The organism is Agathobacter rectalis ATCC 33656, assembly GCF_000020605.1.
In the GTDB taxonomy this organism is placed as follows: domain Bacteria; phylum Bacillota; class Clostridia; order Lachnospirales; family Lachnospiraceae; genus Roseburia; species Roseburia rectalis.
The window spans coordinates 3,292,477-3,312,464 of the sequence record NC_012781.1; the positions used below are offsets into that span (position 1 = coordinate 3,292,477).

Sequence of the window (19,988 nt, forward strand, 5' to 3'; positions counted from 1 at the left end):
TATTATTTTTATCCTTGTTAAAAGCATTTTTTTAATCTATAATAAGAATAGAAATTGATCATATATAATAGTGTTCTGGCATGAGCATGCCGAAATACAAACGATCACATGCAAGATTTCATTGACGAAAGCGTTTTTGATAGATTTTGCCCGGATACAATACAAGGAGATTTTATGAAACATTCAAAAAAAGGGTCCAGAGGTCCACGATTATACTTTTCCCATTTTCAAAACAGGATTTTATGTGCGTTTTTGCTGTGCACATTGATTCCTATTTTCATCATAGGCGGAATTTCCTATGCTGTTTCTTATAACATTGCTAAAGATAAGATTCTGAATGCATCTATTTCCGCTGATGCACAGCTGCATACACAGTTTGATAACCGCTTGCAGCAAGTGGAAAATATAGCCGATACGCTTCAATATAATATGTACAACCTGATGCAGGCAGATGCACCCATGGACACTCTGGCTATGCTTTCCGAGATTCGGAGCAATCTGTCCATGTTTAAGACATCCTTTGATCTGGCCTATATCAATATATTTCTTCCGGACGAGCATATGGCATCCAGCGAAAGCTTATACTTTTTCCCTATGTCTAAGCTTTCTGACTTTCAGATTCCAAAAGAAGTTCTGGAAAATCCGGGAACATCCTCTGTCTGGTTTTATCAGGATCTGCTGTCTGTTCCGTTTCTTGTGAATAACAGCTACCATATTACGAATTCTGTTTCCTGTTGCAGAGTTTTAAAACATCCGGATACAGACAGCATAAAGTATGCTTATATAATTTATCTGGACGCATCTGAATTTTCCTCCATTCTACAGGAAATTTTCCAGGATAATCAGATCACCAGCTATATCCTTACAGACAACGGAAAAATCGTTGCCAGCAACAATCCTTCTTTGCTTTCTGCATCTCTTGACGAAGAAAAACTGGATTTCTTATACAACAAGGGAGATTCTCTAAAAAAGAGAGCTCACACTAATTATCACACTACTACTTTACGAAACGGCTGGCTACAGGTGACAGAGATACCGGATTCTTATATCATGCAAAACACGCATATACTGATCAAAAGTATCCTCCTGACAATCCTGATCTCTCTTCCGCTGACGATTCTGGTTGTGGTTCTGATCTCGAAGAATCTTACCAGACGAATCAAGACACTATCCAGGGCTATGGAAACACTACAATTAGATGCATCCGACACCAACATGAAGGCACTGGTACCACAGGATCGTGCACCTGAAACCTTCGATGAGATTGATAAACTGGGGATAACCTTTGAAAAAATGCAGCATTCCCTGAATGACAATCTGCAGTCTATTCTGGAACTGTCACTGACGGAAGAACGGCTAAAATACCAGCTTCTCCAATCCCAGATCAATCCACATTTTCTTTATAATATTCTGGGATCCATCCAGACCTGTCAGTCCCTTGGAAAGCTGGATATTGCCAATCAGATGCTGACGAATCTTACACGTTTTTACCGCATGACACTCAGAAAGTCGGAAGACCTGATCTCCATCCGGGACGAACTGACCATCGCACAGCTTTATCTGGAAATGGAAAAATTATGCCATAATGATAATCTTACCTGGGAGATCAATATGGAAGACGGCATTGACAACTTCCTGATCTGCAAATTCACACTGCAGCCATTTCTGGAAAACAGTATTATGCATGGTCTCTCTCAGAAAACGCCGGAGGTTCATATCTCCATTGATCTTTCCTACGGAGATGATACGGTTATTATTGTGATCACAGATAACGGAATCGGAATGGCAAAAGAACAGCTTTTAGAATTGCAGAAAACATTGGATGAAAAAATTGTTAATTATGAAAAACACTTTGGTATTGGAAATGTAAACAAACGAATCTCCAATCCTTATTTTGGAAATGGTAGGATATCTGTAGAAAGTTGTCTGTATGAAGGCACTTCCATTACCATTGAATTTGATCAGATGGAGAAATATGATGAAGAATGTAATGATTGTAGATGACAACTGCCTCACCGCAGAAGGCATCGAAAAAAATATTGACTGGAGTGCTCTGGATGCCACTGTGATCGCCGTAGAATATAACAGTCTTTCCGCTCTGGACATCCTGAAAGACACCCATGTAGATCTGATCATCTCGGATATTGAGATGCCGGATCTAGATGGGATCTCCATGAGTCAGAAAGCTCTGGAGATCCAGCCTTTCATAAAAGTTATTCTTGTAAGTGCCTATGACAAGTTCGAATATGCCAAACGGGCGATCCGCCTTTGTGTATATGACTATATCGAGAAACCCTTGGATTATCATTATCTTACGGAAAAAATCAAAAATGCTTTTACGGATATCGACCGTACACAAAAAAATACGGAGTTGGTAAAAGCAAGCCGGCCTGTTATGACAGAAAAATTCTTTCATGATCTGCTCCATTATCCCGGTGTGGATCCGGCCACTCATCTGAGCCAGTATCTGAAATATCTGGATCTGAGATCAGACTATGACTTTTTTGACGTATTGATCCTGGAAACAGAACCAGATCCTGCCAAATCCGAACTGGACTTTACCCAATACCAGATCCAGCTTCTGAATATCCTGAATCTGGTAAAAGAAGAAATGGAGATTTTTGACAATGTTTTTTATTTAAAAGAATTCAGCGGAATCGTCTGCATCATTGGCCAGAACTCAAAACATCCCCAGCATTTTCTTCAAGTCATACACCAAGTAGCCTCCACTATTGTCGAGTCCTGCAAAAACAATGTACTTTCTCTGAACATCGGAATCGGAAGTCTTGCTGACAGCATCTGGAAGCTCCCGGTGTCCTTTGCCAGTGCTTCCCACTCGCTGAAATACCTATTTTTCTTCCCACACAAAAATATTTTCGATGCGAGAGAAGCACTTGGTAAAGAATTAAATCTTTTGTCCTTTTCCGAAAATACCGACGAAGAACTGATACGTCTTATCTGTTCCAAAGACATGACTGCTATCGAAGAATGGATTACCTGCTATTTTCAGAATCTGTTAGGACAGGTTCAGGACAAAAATCTGGTTTTCATCCGAATCTACTCCCTTTTGGGACGAATTCTGAAATTCTTATACGAGATGAACCTGGATACCGGAGATTTGGAGAGGGAAATCATCCAGGTCTATACCCGGTTTGATTCCTTCCGCACCTACGAACAATTTGTAAAATGGCTGACGCAGTTATGTGCCTCCGTATGCGAAAAGATGGATTCATCCTTACAGAACTATCACAATCAGATATATACCATGGCTCTTGGATATATCCGGGAAAACTTTGAAACCAACACCCTGTGCCTGAATGATATCGCACGACATGCCAACATCAGCCCTGCATATCTGAGTTCTCTGTTCAAAAAGGTATCCGGGCAAAGCATCAGTGATACCATCACTGCGCTTCGCATCGAAAGTGCCTGTCATTATCTGGAATCCACCAGTCTTTCGTTAAAAGAGATCAGCACAAAGTGTGGTTATACGAATCAATATTATTTCAGCAACAGTTTTAAGAAGAAACTGGGGATGTCCCCTTCTGCTTATCGGGAAGCGAGAGGCACGCAGGGGCAGTGATTTCGTGCAGGCACGGACTTGGGCTCCTTGCTCGCGTAAAATACAATAGCCGGGCAGCTCCTGCTCGACTATATTTTCTTACTTTATACAATCCTACCGGAAAATCATCTGCGCAAAATCCGTAAAGCACGGTCTCCACACATTCCAGTCATGTCCGCCCGGATAGATTTTCCTGATTTCATGGACACCTTTCTCCTGGATGATTGCATCCTCTTCCAGAAATCTGGAACGGAAACAGTCATTATCTCCGATGCACCGGAAAAAGGTATGAAAATAGTTATTAAAGTACGGATCGTCCATCGCCTTCAGATGGGTCTGCTCATAAGGTTTTCTTCCGACCGCCAAACTGATATTTTTTCTCTGCCATCGGAATAATTTCCTCTACCAGCATACGTTCCAGCAAAACATGGTTTAATCGTTCTTCTGAGCCGACCTTTTCCTGTACCATGCCGTCACTCATCACAAGTGTAAAAGGTTTTATTTTTCCCATTTCGATCAGGTTATCCAGTATGATATTGGCTTTTCCGGTTGTTGTCCAGGAAATCTCACTCTCACCGAATCCATGCTGCATTTACCAGCGGAAAGCATGCGTTATTAGCAAAGTTAGAATCGACACAAGCCAAAATCAAAAATTTATTGGAAATCCACGAAAAAACAGGAGATGAACTTCTTCTTGCAGTTGACTATCCTGCAAAAAAATCAAGGATCTGACAACAGATATTGAAGAAACTCATCCTGTCGGTCGCCTTTTTGATCTTGATGTGATTGATATAAATGGTCAGAAATTATCCCGTCCTTCTTTCCGAAAATGTATTATCTGTGGGTGTCAGGCTCAGGAATGTGCTCGTACACGGAAGCATAGTGTGAACGAAATGCAATCGAAAATTGAAGAGATGCTAATGGAATTTGATTGTCAAAAAGTCTGATTTTCTTACCACATTTTACGACAACGACTTCTGGTTTATACCACAGCAGGTACGGTTTCTGGCAGATTCATTTTAGACATCTCGTTCTCCACATGAGACTTCTCTGCAATATGATTGTAGACATTCATTGTGATCTGTGCATCCGAATGGCCCATGACATACTGCATAACTTTAGGATTGACATTGTTCTCACCCAATCTGGTACATCCCGTATGACGAAGGGTATGTGGATGTGTCAAGTATAGGACAAAAAAAATTTTATTTTTTTCTGCCGAAGACTATCTGACGCTTCCATCAGGTAGTCCCAGCACCTTTATTATCTTTTGATAAGTCATTCTTGTCCTGCTCAAGTTATCTCTGTTCTGAAAAAATATCGTCAAAATTCCATTCGATTTCAATTTCATCCTGACTATGAACACGGATCACCTTGATAACCTCACGCAGCTTCTCTGTATCGAACTTCTGAATTCCCAAGAAATCTTTTAGTTTTATTTTATCAGAAAGTTCATTTTGTTCAAGAAGCTTTTTACTATTCTTCGCATCTTCTATCTTTCGTTTTATTTCATCCAGCTGTACACTTATCTTTTCAGCTCTCTGCTTATACGAATCACGATCTATACGACCATCTTTGTAATCATCATAGAGTTTCATCTTTTCCGAGGTCAACTGTCGGCTCTGTTTTTGCAATTCTGTAGTATTGATCTCTTTGTATTCACATTGTCTTTTGGAAGATACTTTCTTTCCTTTTTTCAACATTGACGCTGCATACTGACGGACAAGCCCAAGGATATTCTCCTCCATCGGTTCCCTACGAATCACCAGACTTCGGCACACAGGATCACCATTGGTTCTGGCATCTGAACATTTCAGCAGATGCTCTGTTTCTTTTAACAGAGAATGCCCACAGTTGGCACATATCAGCAAGGCCGGCTGTTTTTTACGTCTTTCCAGAGTAAAATTGGTGCGTGATTCTGCAACACTTCTCTTCTTTTTCGGATGCATTTCATTTGCTTTTTCAAACAATTCCCTGTCTATAATTGCCGTATGATGATTTTCCAGGCGAACCCATTCTGTTTCATCATTCAGAACTGCTTTATGGCCCGTATGCATACTGCAACGTGTTTTGCCCCAGATTCTGGTTCCAATATAAATCTCATCCCGGACGATTGCCGATACTGTCGTAGGGCTCCAGTGTTTCTTTTTGATCGTGTCAAACCTCTGGAACTGCACCTGATCCCCTCTTGATAATTTCTGCTCATCACAAGTAGCAATCGCCTGTCTGTTCAATTCCCTTGTAATATCTGCAAAACTTGTTCCCTCCGCTGCCATCTGAAAAATCATTTTCACGACTTTTGCAGCCTCCGGATCAACTTCCAGCCTTCCATCTTTTCCTTTTTTATAGCCATATCTGGCATTTACCGGAAGACGTGTACCATTTTTTGTTCTCGTCTGCATTGCTGATGAAATTTTCTTGGACAAATCCAGGCTATACATATTGTATACCAGATTCTGCAATGCCACATTCATTCCACCAGTCATTCCGCTGCTTGCTGCACTGTCATAGCTGTCATTAATCGAAATAAATCGAATCTGCAGAAGTGGAAAAATATATTCAATATAAAATCCAACTTCCAGATAGTCTCTTCCGAATCTGGAAAAGTCTTTTACAACTACACAGCCGATTTCTCCACTTTTCATGTCATCCTGCAGCTGTTGAAATCCCTGCCGTTTAAAATGAGTACCGCTGACACCATCATCCACATATTCCAGGATATCTGCCTCATCTACACCCAGCTGATCAATCACAAATGATTTTAACAGAATTCTCTGAGAAGTTACACTGTCGCTCTCTTTTTTAGCTCTGCCATCTACATTGTCATCTTCTGCGGATAAACGGATGTAAACAGCTGTTTTTCTATGATCTGTCATCTTGACTGCGCCTCCTTCTCTTTCTTTAATTTCTGTAAATCTGCAAACTGATCGTCATATACCAGCTTGATCTCATAATCATACTTACCATGGATAATAATTGAATCCACAAAGGCATCTGCCATTTCTTTTGTCAGCTTACGCTTTGACATATAAGTATGTATCACTTTTCCCCATCCTTCCTCGATATGATAATCCTTGGAATACCGTACCTGTGCCGCCAATACTACATCCAGGCGGTTCTTGATGTTTTCTATTTCATTGGAATAGATACGGGAAAACTGCATGTATTCTTCTTCTGTAATCAGACGTTCCGAATAATCCTCATATAAATCAGATTTACGCTTGCTGATCCTGCTCAACTCCCGCCGAAGTTTCCCCACTTCCTTATCCAGAAGCAAATACTGTGTCTGGTTTCTGGAAGCAGAATTCATTTCACGGATCAGTTTCTCTGTATCCAATACGGCTTTCATATGTGACTGGATCAGGCGAAGGACGTCTTCATCCACGTATTCTTTTTTGACTCTGTGCCCCTTACACTGATTTCCTCCGGATTTATGGTTCGCATCTGCACCACAGATATAATAAAATGTCCCTGTTTTTTCTCTGGACAACACCATGCGGTTCCCACAACCCCCACACCTGATCTTGCCGGTATAGAAATTATGATTCCGAATGGCTCCATTATTCAGCTGATGCTTCTTTTTGTATGCTTCCGTAAATTCCCGGATTTTTTCCTGTACCTGCCGGAACAGTTCTTTATCAATAATTCCTTCGTGGGTATTCTCAGCATAGAGCCACTCACTCTCCGGTAGATTTCTCTGCTTGTTTCCTTGAAAAACACTCTGCTGATATTTTCCATATACAGAATCTCCGGTACAATGGACATCCTGAAGTACACGTTTCACTTCATAATTATTCCAAGGTTTGGATTCCGGTGAAGGCTTTTCGCCTGTTTTATAATATTCCCTCTGCAAAGTCGGGGAAAGGATACCATCTGTATTCAGTCTTTTTGCAATATCGCTGTAGCTGCATCCATCCATATACATAGTAAAAATTTCTCGTAAATGTCCGGCAGCCTCCTCGTCAACTACCAGCTGGTGTCTGTCCTGTTCTGATTTCCTGTATCCATAAGGTTCCCATGCACCAGTAAATTTTCCTTCTTTCCACAGGGCTTTTTTGGCACTGCTGCTCTTTTTTGCAAGGTCTTTGGAATAAAACTCATTGATGATATTTTTTAAGGGAACTGTCAGATCCACTCCCTCACGGAAAGAATCAAAGTCATCCGTCACAGCAAGAAACCGCACATGAAAAAACGGAAATACACGCTCAATATAATTACTTGTCTCTACATAATTCCTTCCAAGTCTGGATAGATCCTTTACAATCACACAGTTAATTTTTCCATGCTTGATATCTTCCATCATCTGCGTAAAACCAGGACGGTCGAAATTTGTACCAGAATAATCAGAATCCTTATATATTTCTGCAACTGCGATGTCTTCCGTATCTGCCACAAAGTTTTTCATCAGTTCCACCTGGGTTTCTATCGTTCCTCTTTCTAAGGTTTCTTCTGTTTCCATTGAAATTCTGGCATACAATCCTGCCCGGAACGGTCTGCTCACCTCTGTCTGGACGGTTGCACTGCTGACTACTTCCGGAATGTTTTTCCTGCTCTTTCGTGCCATTTTATACAACCTCCTTTACATTGACCTGCAGATTGTTATCATCATCTATTACCATATCAACTCCCATAGCAGGTAATTGATTCAGCAATGTCTGATAACAATCATCAAAATCAAAAGTGATCTCTATATTCTTTTTATCATATACTCTGATTTGCCTGATCAGTTCTACCACCACAGTGCGGGACAGTTCTTCAATATCCTGATATTTCACAAAATAATCCAGCCAGGTATTGGCTTTGTCTGCTTTTTCCAGCTCGTTATCCATTTCTTTCTGGATCGCACGGATACTCTCTTCCGCATTTCTAAGCCGCTTTCCATATGCTGCATGAAGCTCTACATAGTCTTCTTTTGATACAATGCCCTCTTTCATATCCGAATAGAGCATCATCCGTAACTCCTTACAGCGTTCTTTCTCCTGCTTTTTCTTCTCCAGCCTGTCCTGCCGCTTTTTCATATTGATCCCCTGAAATGGCACAGTACCGATAAATTCCAGGACTCTTTTCAGGTGCAGGATATTCTGGATATGCTGTTTCAACATCACTAATACGGCATCTTCCAGATCCTTTTCCGGTATTCTATGACTGGAACAGCGTTTTGTTTCTTTATTTGTGGAACATAGATAATAAGCATATTTTTTTCCTGCCACAGTAGAAACCTTTCTTGTCATAGGTGCTCCACAATCCGCACATACAGCAATTCCGGATAACAGATATACCTGCTTTTGGTCAGGTGAAGTACGTGTATCCATGCCAAGAAGCCTCTGAACAATTTCAAAATCACGGTCACTCACCAGAGGTTCATGATTTTTCTCAATCCGGATCCAGTCATCTTCCGGTTTCACATAAGTCTGCTTCACTTTATGGTTTGGAGTTGTCCTTTTTCCCTGTACAAGGTTTCCGATATAAACCTCGTTTTCCAGTATCCTGCGGACCGTAACGGAACTCCAAAGTGCCTGTTCTTTCTGCCGGAAACCTGTTTCATAACGACTGCCGCTGCTTATTTTATACTCAAATGGGGAAAGAATACCCAGTTCATTTAAACGATTAGCGATCGCATCCTGACTCATTCCCTGCAGCTTCATCTTAAAAATATCCTGTACTACACCGCCCGCCGATGGATCAATCTCTAATTTATGCTTATCTGTCTTTGTCTTCCTGTATCCAAATGCTACAAACGGAGTCACGCACTCGCCTTTTTTCCTCTTAATCTCAAGATTACTCCTGATCTTAATAGAAATATCACGACAATAAGCATCGTTGATTAAATTTTTAAATGGGATAATGATTTCGTCTGCCTGATTCTTTCCCTTAAGACTGTCATAATTATCATTGATGGCAATAAAACGCACACCAAGAGCCGGGAATAATCTCTCGATATACTTCCCGGAATCAATATATTCCCTTCCAAATCGTGATAAATCTTTTACCACTACGCAGTCTACAATCCCATGCCGGATATCTTCCAGCATTGCCTGGAATGCAGGGCGCTCAAAATTAGAGCCTGAGTAGCCATCATCAACTCGGACTGAAACAACTTCAATATCTTTTTTGTCTTTCAGGAAATCCAGAATCAAAGCTTTCTGGTTAGAAATGCTGTTACTTTCCAGTTTTGCTGAACTGGAAATATCGCCATCTTCTTTAGATAATCTGACATAGATGGCGGCATGATAGATTTTGTTGATATTCTGATACATATCTTACCTCCTTTTATTACGTCAGAAAATCCATGTAATAAAAGGGGGCTGCATAATTTGTCCTTACCGACATTCTAACACAGTCCCCTCAATTTTACCAGTACTTTTTCAGACACTCAGAAGCATATTCTCAAATGCCTGCTCCATAGATATACCGTTATTTGCAAATCTGACTTTTACTTTCATATTACCGATCCGGACCAGATAAGGATTTCCTACTTTATTCAGAAAAATATCTCTCCGTTCCTGAAGCGATTTATTTCTGTCTGTTTTTATCATCCGTAGATCAGTCATTTCATTGATATCCACATCACTGAAATCCTGATCCAGATAATTTCTATATTCCTCTGCTGTCATGCCCTTCTCCTTCCATTCCCATCTGAATCCGTACTGCTTTCAGTACCCGATCCAGGCTCCACTTATTTACTCTTCCGCATTTCTCAATAATACATTTTGTAGAAATACTCATAACCTGTTCAGCCAATGCCAGGCTTCCTTTTCGGATCCCTGTCATATCGTACTTACTGATAAATACATGTGTTGGCAAATACCGCTTCTTATATATTCTTGACGTCAGCGGAACTACTGTAATGACTGAACTGTATGTATTAGCTTTGTTGTTACTTACTACGATCACCGGTCTTACTCCACCCTGAACCGAAGTTGTCGGAAACATACCGAGATCCGCCCATAAGATATCTCCTCTTCGAATCGTCACTTGTCATCTCTCCAATCTTTTTTTATTTGTAAAGCATCCCTAGCGCTATATTGGCTCCACAGGAATACGGCAGAGTTCCTTTCCAAGATGGAAAGCTCTGCCGCATAACCTCTATAACCAATTTGATTATTAAACAGTGCTCGCTCGATTCTATTTATCCTCGATACCCCGAATCGTTACTCCTGCATCTGCAGGAAGGGAATAATAACCTGTCCGAATGCTATACTCCGGACCACAACCCAAAAACTCTCGTTTCCAGGCTCTGGCAGTTCATAGGTTTACCAATTACAGACTTCTCAGGGTCTGCAAGTGTATCGCATCTCACACATGTCATCGCATCACCAGCCTGCCGACTGGCTTTGGTCAGTGCTTTTTCGCAGCATTATTAGCTCTAAAAATGTTTTTACGTCTTATAATCCTATAGCGGCATCTTCCTCGTGCTCACTGTATGAAATGTCACGTCAGTTATTATTGGATATTCAGTTATCACGGTGCGTTTTAGGGAGTCCTTAAAGCTCCTCTAATTACTAAAGTCAAATGACTTCGGAAGATGCAAAAGATTTTGAAAAATTTTTTAAAAAAATTTATTCATATACATTTCACGCATCTTATTAAGAATGGATTTCAGCTTGTATGACAGCATCTGTCTGGAAATTCCCATAATCTCTGCCATCTGTGTCTGTGTCTTGTTTTCAAAGAAAATACCGTAAATAATCATGCGTTCCTCGGAGTTCAGCTGATTGATCACTTTGTGGATATCCTGCTGTTCCATTTTTGTCAGCACACTATGCTCCACATCACAATTCAGATCCGGAAAATCCTCTATCATAAAGCCTTCTCCATCAATGGACTGACCACTGTAAGGTACTTCCCTCAACATCTTGTCCACGACCTCTCCCAATTCGTTTTTGATTTCTACCTTTTTTGCCTTGCTGCTTCTATAAAAATTGTTCATCGCATACGCAACCTCTTTTGTAATCTCAATCATCTCTCCATCAATATTTGCGTAATACTTTCCTTCATAAAAATATGGGTGTTCAATATACATGTCCGTTCCTCCTGAATTTGAAATCTCGTTGCTTGTTTCAAATCCAGAAGGCGGACCTCTGTTTAGAATCATGCCTGCTCCGCCTTTATCCTGCCGGGACATACCCGCAGTTATTGGCTGAGAAATTCAGGCACGAAAAAAAGCCCCAGTAGTTTTTTTCTTAACTACTGAGGCCTTCGTCTCTTTCTTATATTCAGTTATCTATGCCTTCTTTCATCAGCATAATCATTGTATCAGGATAAAGTTCACAAAGTATCCGCAATACATTCCTATAAGTTCACATCATTATTGAAATCGTACATATTTCAGTATAAAAAGTTCACCGTGTTATTCTTCTACTTCTTTTCCATCTATATATAGTTGAAATTTATCAGGATTATTGACAACATCATAGTCCTTTCCATATTCTACAGGTCTGTATTCGGCTGTCATTACCGATTCCCCATCTTCAATATCCTCTTTCCATAAATAGATGTTCATATCAAGACTCGTCGCATATCCCCTGTCTGTGGAGAATTTTGTCGAATGAAAAGAATTCTCCTTGTACATCTGCAAAAGTTCTCTTGCAAACGCTTCTCTATCCTCAATATTTTCCCGGTTAGCTACTACGGTTAGATTTTCATCCTGATTTATGGAAAATGTTCCTACTACATCAGGTTCACCTTCCTTATGACCAGATTCAGGTTTCCCATAAATACTTCCTGTAGCAATTATCAAGATGACTGCTCCTGAGATTACTGCAATTATCTTTCTTTTCATATTTTCATTAATTTCCTTTTAATTGTTTTACTGCGTAATTGATTACTTCTTCCGGTGTGGGTCTGTCTCCTTTAAGTGTCATTTTCTTCCATTCTTCCTGCACATCCGGATCAGGATTATCAAATCCTGCATCTATGGCTATCTGCATTTCTCTGCGTACCTCTTCTGGTGTTGTGTTGTACTTTTTTGCAATTTTCTCATAAATAGTTTTCTCTCTCATTCATTTTCCTCCAATATATAAGTAGAATTACACATTGTTCTATAGAACTAATTTAGCATATTTCTATTATCATGAAAAGACACTTTACAATTTAAAGCGGAATAAAAAGTCAAAAAAAAGAAGAGCTACTTGCTCTTCCCATTTTGTCATATTACTCTTCCAATAATGTATGAATTACTTTGATAATTTTTTTCTGCTCTTTGATCGGAAGTTTTTCTATTTTCTCTGTCAGCTCATTGGTAACACCTGTAACTGAATGTGCCACAACATCAATCAAAAGAGTATCTGCAGAAACATCTAATGCATTTGCAATTGCAACAAAGGTATCCAATTTTGTAACTTTCAAGCCTCTCTCTATTACACTCACATGCGTCGGACTTAAATTTACTAATGCAGCCAGTTCCTCTTGCGTGAGATTTTTTGCTTCTCGTGCTGATTTGATTCGCTGTCCTACTGCCTTCAAATCCATCGTAACACCTCCTCCAGAACGAATAATCGTTCTGGATTTAGTATACTTGTGGATATCTTAAATATACAGAATCGCAAAGCCAAGTTCTAATTCTACAGAACTATATTTCAAGATTTTCTTTGCATATTCGTAAAATAGAGTTATGATTGAAGCAGCTAAATCAAAGGAGGTATCAAATCATGAAATCACATAAATACTGGTCCCTAGGCGCACTTTTCTGTATGTTGGGATGCATTTATTCTGGAATCAGAAAATCTATGACTGCACATAAATACTTTGCCTATTCTTCATTGCTTTGTATGGGCATGTCCATTTATTCCGGTCACAAACTGGTTTCTCCAAAGAAGAAAAAAATCACTGAATCAAACAATAGTGAAAATAATTGAACAAAAAATTGACCTCTATTCATCAAAGACAAAGTTGCTGGAGAGTTTTTTCCCTCCAACAACTTTCTTCATCTTTAAGCCATTGAAACACAATACTGTCCAATCAACTTCATCCAACTATTATATTTATTCTTTTCACACACCTTTCGGCAAATTTCATTTTCCATCAGTACACAGAACATCTTATCATAATCAAATGCCCAAACAGCACCATTCACATGGTTTTCCACTGCTTTCTGATCTATGCTTTTCAAGCGTGTGACCATTTTCTCAATTTCTCCATTTCCCAAGTTACCGATATTTTTGCAGATAAACCGAAAGAAATTCAACGTTGCATATTCGTCATGCCAATGGAACTCTTCTGGATTGTTTTTTATTTTACTGGCTCGCTGCTGTTCTTTGATTATCTGAGCAGCTACACCTTTCATCGAATCTTCGTATCTCATATTACTCACCTACTCTTCCTCTACGCCCAGTGACGGTTTAAATCTTTTATCCTTTGCCTGCGGTACCACGATCTCATAAAAATAAAATCCTAAATATCCAAGGGCCTGCTTCTTCATCTTATAAAAAGAAGTCCTGCCTATTCCCAGTTCCTGCTGCACTTCCACATCTGTCTTATTGTAATGACTGCAAAAGCAGGAATGAAGAATTTCACTGAGTGTCACACCATTGGGAGCATAAAATTTCACCAGTGTCATTCCCCGATAGATCATGTCCGACAGTCCATAAATAATCATCAGGTTATTCATCTCCCGGTGCATCTTTGGCACGTTCAGCTGATGATTATAAATGCTCAGGTAGCTTAACGCATATGCCATATCTTCATTGATCTTCTCCTGGCACTCCATATCCAGTTCTTCCAATACGACCTGATTTTCCAAAATCAGCTTCTGGTAACTTGTCATCAGTTCTTTAATATCAGTATAATGTCTTTCGATTGTAACTTCCAGATAATCCTGTGCATGGCTTGCCATCTGGAAGGTAATCTCTTTCATTGATTTAATTGCATAATCTCTGTCTGTCATCAGTTTCAAAATCTCCTTATCATCATCACACTAACTGGCGGTCTTTCAGACCAGTTCGCTTTCCCCATGATTTTGATGGGAAGCAATTACTTACTACAATTTGCAGAAGCGGATATCCAAAAGGCATTGTGGGAGTTGCCTTTGCTGACCGGAATCCATCTTCTTATGTAAAACCTGCAGGAATATAAAGGGAAAGTGACTATCCCTGCCGGTTAATAATCCAAATAATATCGTCTATACCTATCTCTCCTTATGCTGTTTTTCTCTCCATAAACCATTTATCCACTTCGTAAAACAAATGGCTTTCCTGTCCCTGTATCATACAGGTGTACATCATTCCTACACCGCCTGCCTTTCTGCTGGCGCATCGCTCGATTTTCAAAATTCTGTCAATGCTATACTTTCTTCCATCCTCCCATGTAAAAAATATGGGAACCAGCTGTCCGTCTTTCCGAAACTCTGCCACTACATCTACATATACTTTGTTCATGCCGACACCTCACTATAAAATCTCGATTGCTCTTGGCGATGCCGGAATCCTTCGGATATATCCGTTTTGCTCCAACTGCTTGATTCTGGAAAAAGCAGATGATGTTGATTTCACCCCGATCAACTCTCCAAATTCCCGAACTGTCGGCGGATATCCATGCTCCTTCGTATAATTCAAAATACACTGATAACTTTCTTCCTGTTTTCTGGTTAATGCTTTTTTCAAATCTATCCCTCCAATTACCCATGAAAATAACTGTGTGGATGGACCGTGTGCGTACCAGCGTCTAAGTGGGATAAGACTTTATCCTGGTACATTGCCGCTCGCTGTATACTGAAATATCCAAACCGTCGTCTTATCTCATCTACAGTACGATCCAGCTTCTCTAACTTTTCTTTTTTCTCCTGATTTCCAAATAAATCCAACTGCACGGGAATATCATCTAACACAAGATCCGCAGCTCGGATTCCCAGGCTTCTAATGGGATGTTCCCATTTGTAATTATCTTTAAATAGCTGAAATGCTGCAGTTACAATCTCATTTGTAATATTCGTTGGCTGTCGTAAATGTATCTGTCTGGAAAAACTATACAATCCATTATCTCGAACTGTAATTTCTACTGTTTTGCATTTAAATCCATGTTTCCGCAATCGTGCAGCTACACTTTCTGCCAATGCTATTTGAATGATCCAAACATCCAGATCATTTTCCAGATCTCTCGGTGTTGTGGTGCTATTACCTATCGACTTTACTGGAGCTTCATACCCTTCCTTGCAAACCGGATCTTCATCCCAGCCATTTGCGAAAGCCCATAATACATTTCCTATTTTTCCAAAATGGCTCTCTAACAACTTTTCGTCTGATTCCGCAAGTTGCCCGATTGTCCGGATTCCAAGTTTTTGCAATTTCTTATTTGTCTGTCTTCCGACATAAAGCAAATCTGACGCAGGAAGCTGCCATATCCTGTCTTTATAATTTTCTCGATTAAACTCTGTGATTGCATCCGGCTTTTTGTAATCTGAACCAAGTTTCGCATAAATCTTATTCCAGGAAATTCCAATACTCACTGTTACTCCAAGTTCGTATTTAATCCGATGGCTGATTTCTCTCGCAATCGTCATTCCGCTTCCTTTCAGATTTCCACTATCTGATACATCCAGCCAGGCTTCATCAATTCCATATGGCTCAATTTTATCTGTATACTCTGAATAGATTTCCCTTGCCATTTGAGAAAATCGCAAATATAAATCCATCCGTGGTGGTACAAAAATAATTTCCGGGCAAACCTGTTTCGCCTGCCATAATGCCATTCCGGTTTTTACTCCTTTTTTCTTGGCAATATAATTTGCTGTCAGCACAATTCCATGCCGGGCTTCCGGATCACCACCGACTGCCAGAGGCATTCCAGCAAATTCCGGATGATGTAGCATTTCTACACTGGCATAAAAACAGTTCATATCACTATGCAGGATCACACGCTCACTCAAACTTTTCACCTCCCAGCTGCTTCCTTCAACATAATGTCTTATCAATTTCTGTATGTTTAGTATATATCGACATTTCGGAGATAGTCAAGTAACATCTTGGTTGTATTTTCTCCATTTTGGAGATTATTGTTGATTTTATTTCTAACATACGGTATAATGCATATAGAAAATTCAAATAGAAATGAGGCGAACAAATGCGTGATTTCGGGGAAATATTAGCAGAAAATAGAAAAAAGAAAGGATACTCTCAATCAGATCTGGTAAACCTGCTTTCTCAGGAAGGTATTCAGGTCACTACAAAAGCACTCTCCAAATGGGAGAACAATGCACGAGAACCCGCTTTACATGTTTTCCTGACACTTTGCCAGTTACTTGATATCGAAGATATATATGAATCCTTCTTTGGAGAAAATCCATATAACATTATGAGTGGATTGAATGAAGAAGGCAGAAATAAATTGATTGAATTTGCTGATATTTTGAAAGCTTCTAAAAAGTTTTCTCCACTGTCTGCAAAGATTATCCCATTCCATCATCCTGTAGAAATTACCTGGGAACCAGTTTCTGCTGGTACTGGAAATTACCTGGAAGATTCTGTAAAAGAAACCTATGACGTAGGACATCTTGCTCCTGAGCAGACTGACTTTGGTGTGCGGATCTCTGGTGATAGTATGGAGCCACTTTATCATACAGACGATGTTGCATGGATTCAGAAAAAAGATTCTCTTGCTAATGGTGAAATTGGAATCTTCTATCTCAACGGCAATACTTACATCAAGGAATTACACGATGAGCCAGATGGTGTTTATCTGATCTCTTTAAATCAAAAATATCGTCCTATCCAAGTTTTGGAATCTGACTCTTTTAAGATTTTTGGAAAAGTAATCGGGAAATGCAAAGGTGCAGAAATTCCAGGATTTCATTAGATTTCAACAGCAGGTTCATGATCCTACTGATAACAATAAGCAAAGGAAGTGATTGAATGGCAATCAATAATACATTAAAAGATATTCGTGAAGAACGGAATCTCATTCAAGCAGATTTGGCTGAAGCCATAGGTTCCTGCAGCCAGACGATAGGCCGCATCGAACGTGGAGAACGAAATCCCTCTCTTGAGATTGCAATCCGGCTGGCACATTACCTGAAAGTGCCTGTAGAAGATATTTTTCAAGTTGAAGACTGAAGCACAACAGCCAGAAAACCGAGGAGTAAAATCCCCGGTTTTCCTTTTGCTCAAAAATCACTGTAATCCACTTACATTTTCTTCTTTTCTGCCTGCTCCGTCAATCAGGTCATAGCTCATATCCAAAAAGTCCAGTGTCTTAGCCTCACTGACAGAACCATCCAGTAAAATCGTGATCCAGTGCTGCTTATTCATATGGTATCCAGGTAAAAATCCATAAGTCTGAATAATCATATTCGTCATGTCCGGATCACACTTTACGTCCATGATATCAACCGGATCTTTTCCTTCTAATCCCAGTTTCGATTTTTCAACCGTCATGACCACAGCATACCATTTTCCATTCTTATGTCGTAGCACAGCATTATCTGGTGATTGTGCCCATAAATACTCCGGCACCGTACCATACTGTTTCTTCACATATTCAAAAATTTCTTCTTTCTTCACAGTTTATTCAACTCCTGATTCTTCTGATATCCTGCCCATAATCATACCATATTTTCAGTTCCCGTACTACCTGCCAAATTCTTTTGCATTTTCCCGGTTCTCCTGACTTTAACTAATAGAGGGGTAAAACAGCAGCAAGGACAGGAAGTGAGGATACACTTCCGGAAAATCCCAATTTAGGGTACCCTGCCCTGAATTGAAAAACGCTGAAAGCAACGATACTACTGCCCTCTCAGAAAGGAGAAACTGCTAATGGCTGAAAGAAAAAGAAACAAAGAAATTCATTTTTATGTCACAGAAGAAGAACGAAAGCTAATCCGCAGGAAGATGATAGAATCAAAAACCAAGAACATGGGAGCTTATCTGCGTAAGATGGCAATCGACGGCTACATCGTCAACACAGATACAACTCCTCTGAAGAAACAGTATGAGGAAATGCACAAGATTGGCATAAATATCAACCAGATTGCAAAAAAGGTAAATACCACCGGAGATCTATATCCGGAAGAAATGCAAGAATTGAAAGAGATGGTGAAAGAACTATGGCATATATTAAGATCTTCCCCATTAAAGTAACAGACAAGAAAGCTCTGGACTATATCACGAATCCAGACAAGACTGATGAAAAACTGCTGGTTTCCAGTTTTGGCTGTTCCCCGGAAACTGCTGATCTCGAATTTTCCATGACTAGAGAAATGGCAAAAAAGAATGGAATGGACAAAGGTAATAACCTGGCATTTCATCTGATCCAGTCATTTAAACCTGGAGAAGTTGATGCCGAAACTGCCCATCGCTTAGGACAGCAATTTGCAGCCGAAGTACTGAAAGGAAAATATGAATACGTGATCAGTACCCATGTTGATAAAAAGCACATTCATAACCATATCATCTTCAACGCTGCAAGCTTTGTTGATCATCACAAGTATGTTTCCAATAAGCGGAGCTACCATAAACTCTGCAGAATCAGTAATCGTATCTGCCTGGAAAATGGACTTGCCACCAGTATGCCAACCGGAGAAAAAGGAAAAAGCTATAAAGAGAACATGGAATATCATCGTGGCACCAGTTGGAAAGCCAAGCTACGTGTTGCAGTTGATAAAGCAATCTGGACTTCCATCAACTATGAGGAATTTCTACAAAAAATGCAGTTAGCTGGATATGAAGTCCGGCAGGGAAAGCATCTTTCTTTCCGTGCACCGGAACAAAAAAATTTCACTTATATGAAATCTCTGGGAAGTTATTATACGGAAGAAAACGTCCGCATCCACTTAGCTAAAAATCGTAGCAAAGTGAAAACTCCAAAACATCTGTCCAGAGAAGCTCGCCTGTATATCAATATCTCCACGTATGTAACGACTGGCAATCGAGAAGGATTTGAACATTGGGCAAAACTCAATAATCTAAAAGAGGCAGCCCGCACCTTCAACTATCTTTCAGAAAATAACCTACTGAATTATGAGGATTTCAGGCAGCATGTTTCTGATGTTGATGCTTCTGTTAAAGCGGCTGATCAGAGAATAGCACACATCACCAGTGAGCTAAGCACGCAGAAAGTCATTCAGAAACACTGTGATTCTTACCGGCTCTGCCGTAAAGTGATAGAAGATTGCAAATCTGCAAAAAATCCAAAAGAATACCGTTCCAAGCATCTGGCAGAATACCAACTCCACGATTCACTAAAAAAAGAGCTTCAGGATCTCGGTGTTACCAAAATCCCTAGCTCTGAAAAAATCCAGAAGCGGATTGAAAATCTTGAATCTGAACAAGCTGCTACCGTCCGGGAAAAACAGAAATTACAGAAAAAGCAGAAAACACTGGATATCATTCAGCAAAATTTCTCTGTGCTGCTCGATGCTCCTGAAATCAATTCAGACTTACTTCCGGCAAAACGGGAACCTGTTTCTGTCACAAGAGATAAATAAGATTGCACTGAC

26 protein-coding genes are annotated in these 19,988 nt (G+C 39.9%); 8 read left to right on the forward strand and 18 right to left on the reverse strand.

Going from position 1 to position 19,988, the window contains the following annotated elements; genetic code table 11:
* Positions 1–174: 174 nt before the first annotated feature.
* Entirely contained in the window at positions 175–2,004 is a 1,830-nt protein-coding gene (locus EUBREC_RS15690; RefSeq protein WP_041254327.1) for a sensor histidine kinase, read from the forward strand.
* Positions 1,991–3,583, forward strand: a complete 1,593-nt coding sequence (locus tag EUBREC_RS15695; protein WP_306718536.1) for a response regulator transcription factor — start codon at positions 1,991–1,993, stop codon at positions 3,581–3,583. Before EUBREC_RS15690 ends, EUBREC_RS15695 begins: the two co-directional genes overlap by 14 nt.
* Positions 3,584–3,676: 93 nt before the next feature.
* Here the strand turns inward: EUBREC_RS15695 and EUBREC_RS15700 are convergent, their stop codons facing one another.
* Entirely contained in the window at positions 3,677–3,928 is a 252-nt protein-coding gene (locus EUBREC_RS15700; protein ID WP_303020384.1) for a hypothetical protein, read from the reverse strand.
* The gene (locus EUBREC_RS15705) at positions 3,903–4,154 is read right to left on the reverse strand and encodes an alpha/beta hydrolase (protein ID WP_012744254.1); all 252 of its coding nucleotides are present in this window, start codon (positions 4,152–4,154) and stop codon (positions 3,903–3,905) included. The genes EUBREC_RS15700 and EUBREC_RS15705 overlap by 26 nt, the downstream gene beginning before the upstream one ends.
* Positions 4,155–4,302: 148 nt before the next feature.
* Between EUBREC_RS15705 and EUBREC_RS18410 the strand changes: the two genes are divergently transcribed.
* Positions 4,303–4,509 (forward strand): citrate lyase holo-[acyl-carrier protein] synthase, encoded by a 207-nt coding sequence (locus EUBREC_RS18410; RefSeq protein WP_408629365.1) that lies wholly within the window; start codon positions 4,303–4,305, stop codon positions 4,507–4,509.
* Positions 4,510–4,544: 35 nt separating this feature from the next.
* Here the strand turns inward: EUBREC_RS18410 and EUBREC_RS17185 are convergent, their stop codons facing one another.
* From EUBREC_RS17185 to EUBREC_RS15750, 10 genes are all read right to left on the reverse strand, one after another.
* Positions 4,545–4,706, reverse strand: a complete 162-nt coding sequence (locus tag EUBREC_RS17185; protein ID WP_012744256.1) for a hypothetical protein — start codon at positions 4,704–4,706, stop codon at positions 4,545–4,547.
* Positions 4,707–4,860: 154 nt separating this feature from the next.
* On the reverse strand, positions 4,861–6,438 hold the full coding sequence (locus EUBREC_RS15710) for a recombinase family protein (RefSeq protein ID WP_012744257.1): 1,578 nt from the start codon (positions 6,436–6,438) through the stop codon (positions 4,861–4,863).
* On the reverse strand, positions 6,435–8,126 hold the full coding sequence (locus tag EUBREC_RS15715) for a recombinase family protein (RefSeq protein ID WP_012744258.1): 1,692 nt from the start codon (positions 8,124–8,126) through the stop codon (positions 6,435–6,437). Before EUBREC_RS15715 ends, EUBREC_RS15710 begins: the two co-directional genes overlap by 4 nt.
* A gap of 1 nt (position 8,127) precedes the next feature.
* Positions 8,128–9,819 carry a recombinase family protein gene (locus tag EUBREC_RS15720; RefSeq protein ID WP_012744259.1) on the reverse strand — a complete coding sequence of 564 codons (1,692 nt, stop codon included), beginning with the start codon at positions 9,817–9,819 and terminating at the stop codon, positions 8,128–8,130.
* Positions 9,820–9,927: 108 nt separating this feature from the next.
* Positions 9,928–10,176, reverse strand: coding sequence for a DUF6870 family protein (locus EUBREC_RS15725; protein ID WP_012744260.1), 249 nt, complete (start codon positions 10,174–10,176; stop codon positions 9,928–9,930).
* The gene (locus tag EUBREC_RS15730) at positions 10,157–10,537 is read right to left on the reverse strand and encodes a type II toxin-antitoxin system PemK/MazF family toxin (RefSeq protein ID WP_012744261.1); all 381 of its coding nucleotides are present in this window, start codon (positions 10,535–10,537) and stop codon (positions 10,157–10,159) included. The genes EUBREC_RS15725 and EUBREC_RS15730 overlap by 20 nt, the downstream gene beginning before the upstream one ends.
* A gap of 574 nt (positions 10,538–11,111) precedes the next feature.
* On the reverse strand, positions 11,112–11,585 hold the full coding sequence (locus tag EUBREC_RS15735) for a sigma-70 family RNA polymerase sigma factor (protein WP_023922628.1): 474 nt from the start codon (positions 11,583–11,585) through the stop codon (positions 11,112–11,114).
* Positions 11,586–11,912: 327 nt separating this feature from the next.
* On the reverse strand, positions 11,913–12,344 hold the full coding sequence (locus tag EUBREC_RS15740) for a hypothetical protein (protein WP_012744263.1): 432 nt from the start codon (positions 12,342–12,344) through the stop codon (positions 11,913–11,915).
* Between the two features lie 7 nt (positions 12,345–12,351).
* Positions 12,352–12,564 (reverse strand): sporulation initiation factor Spo0A C-terminal domain-containing protein, encoded by a 213-nt coding sequence (locus tag EUBREC_RS15745; protein ID WP_012744264.1) that lies wholly within the window; start codon positions 12,562–12,564, stop codon positions 12,352–12,354.
* 151 nt (positions 12,565–12,715) lie between these two features.
* The gene (locus EUBREC_RS15750) at positions 12,716–13,033 is read right to left on the reverse strand and encodes a helix-turn-helix domain-containing protein (RefSeq protein WP_008688152.1); all 318 of its coding nucleotides are present in this window, start codon (positions 13,031–13,033) and stop codon (positions 12,716–12,718) included.
* A 179-nt stretch (positions 13,034–13,212) separates the two neighbouring features.
* Between EUBREC_RS15750 and EUBREC_RS15755 the strand changes: the two genes are divergently transcribed.
* Positions 13,213–13,419 carry a DUF6219 family protein gene (locus EUBREC_RS15755; RefSeq protein ID WP_015524569.1) on the forward strand — a complete coding sequence of 69 codons (207 nt, stop codon included), beginning with the start codon at positions 13,213–13,215 and terminating at the stop codon, positions 13,417–13,419.
* A gap of 74 nt (positions 13,420–13,493) precedes the next feature.
* On the opposite strand, the gene EUBREC_RS15760 is transcribed toward EUBREC_RS15755, so the two are convergent.
* The 5 genes from EUBREC_RS15760 to dinB form a co-directional block, all read right to left on the reverse strand.
* Entirely contained in the window at positions 13,494–13,865 is a 372-nt protein-coding gene (locus EUBREC_RS15760; protein ID WP_012744266.1) for a hypothetical protein, read from the reverse strand.
* A gap of 9 nt (positions 13,866–13,874) precedes the next feature.
* The gene (locus tag EUBREC_RS15765; protein ID WP_012744267.1) at positions 13,875–14,447 is read right to left on the reverse strand and encodes an ArpU family phage packaging/lysis transcriptional regulator; all 573 of its coding nucleotides are present in this window, start codon (positions 14,445–14,447) and stop codon (positions 13,875–13,877) included.
* 250 nt (positions 14,448–14,697) lie between these two features.
* Positions 14,698–14,937, reverse strand: coding sequence for a hypothetical protein (locus tag EUBREC_RS15770; RefSeq protein ID WP_005344271.1), 240 nt, complete (start codon positions 14,935–14,937; stop codon positions 14,698–14,700).
* Positions 14,938–14,949: 12 nt separating this feature from the next.
* Positions 14,950–15,162 carry a LexA family protein gene (locus EUBREC_RS15775; RefSeq protein WP_023922630.1) on the reverse strand — a complete coding sequence of 71 codons (213 nt, stop codon included), beginning with the start codon at positions 15,160–15,162 and terminating at the stop codon, positions 14,950–14,952.
* Positions 15,163–15,176: 14 nt separating this feature from the next.
* Positions 15,177–16,424: a DNA polymerase IV gene (gene dinB, locus EUBREC_RS15780; RefSeq protein ID WP_023922632.1), complete on the reverse strand. Its 1,248-nt coding sequence runs from the start codon at positions 16,422–16,424 to the stop codon at positions 15,177–15,179.
* A 194-nt stretch (positions 16,425–16,618) separates the two neighbouring features.
* Here dinB and EUBREC_RS15785 point away from each other — a divergent pair, with 194 nt between their 5' ends.
* Positions 16,619–17,350, forward strand: a complete 732-nt coding sequence (locus EUBREC_RS15785) for a helix-turn-helix domain-containing protein (protein WP_012744271.1) — start codon at positions 16,619–16,621, stop codon at positions 17,348–17,350.
* A 56-nt stretch (positions 17,351–17,406) separates the two neighbouring features.
* The gene (locus EUBREC_RS15790; protein ID WP_005344265.1) at positions 17,407–17,607 is read left to right on the forward strand and encodes a helix-turn-helix transcriptional regulator; all 201 of its coding nucleotides are present in this window, start codon (positions 17,407–17,409) and stop codon (positions 17,605–17,607) included.
* Positions 17,608–17,664: 57 nt separating this feature from the next.
* On the opposite strand, the gene EUBREC_RS15795 is transcribed toward EUBREC_RS15790, so the two are convergent.
* Positions 17,665–18,054, reverse strand: a complete 390-nt coding sequence (locus tag EUBREC_RS15795; protein ID WP_012744272.1) for an MmcQ/YjbR family DNA-binding protein — start codon at positions 18,052–18,054, stop codon at positions 17,665–17,667.
* Positions 18,055–18,306: 252 nt separating this feature from the next.
* On the opposite strand from EUBREC_RS15795, the gene EUBREC_RS15800 reads away from it, so the two are divergent.
* Positions 18,307–18,630, forward strand: a complete 324-nt coding sequence (locus tag EUBREC_RS15800) for a MobC family plasmid mobilization relaxosome protein (RefSeq protein ID WP_012744273.1) — start codon at positions 18,307–18,309, stop codon at positions 18,628–18,630.
* Positions 18,597–19,976, forward strand: a complete 1,380-nt coding sequence (locus EUBREC_RS15805) for a relaxase/mobilization nuclease domain-containing protein (RefSeq protein WP_012744274.1) — start codon at positions 18,597–18,599, stop codon at positions 19,974–19,976. The genes EUBREC_RS15800 and EUBREC_RS15805 overlap by 34 nt, the downstream gene beginning before the upstream one ends.
* Positions 19,977–19,988 lie beyond the last annotated feature (12 nt).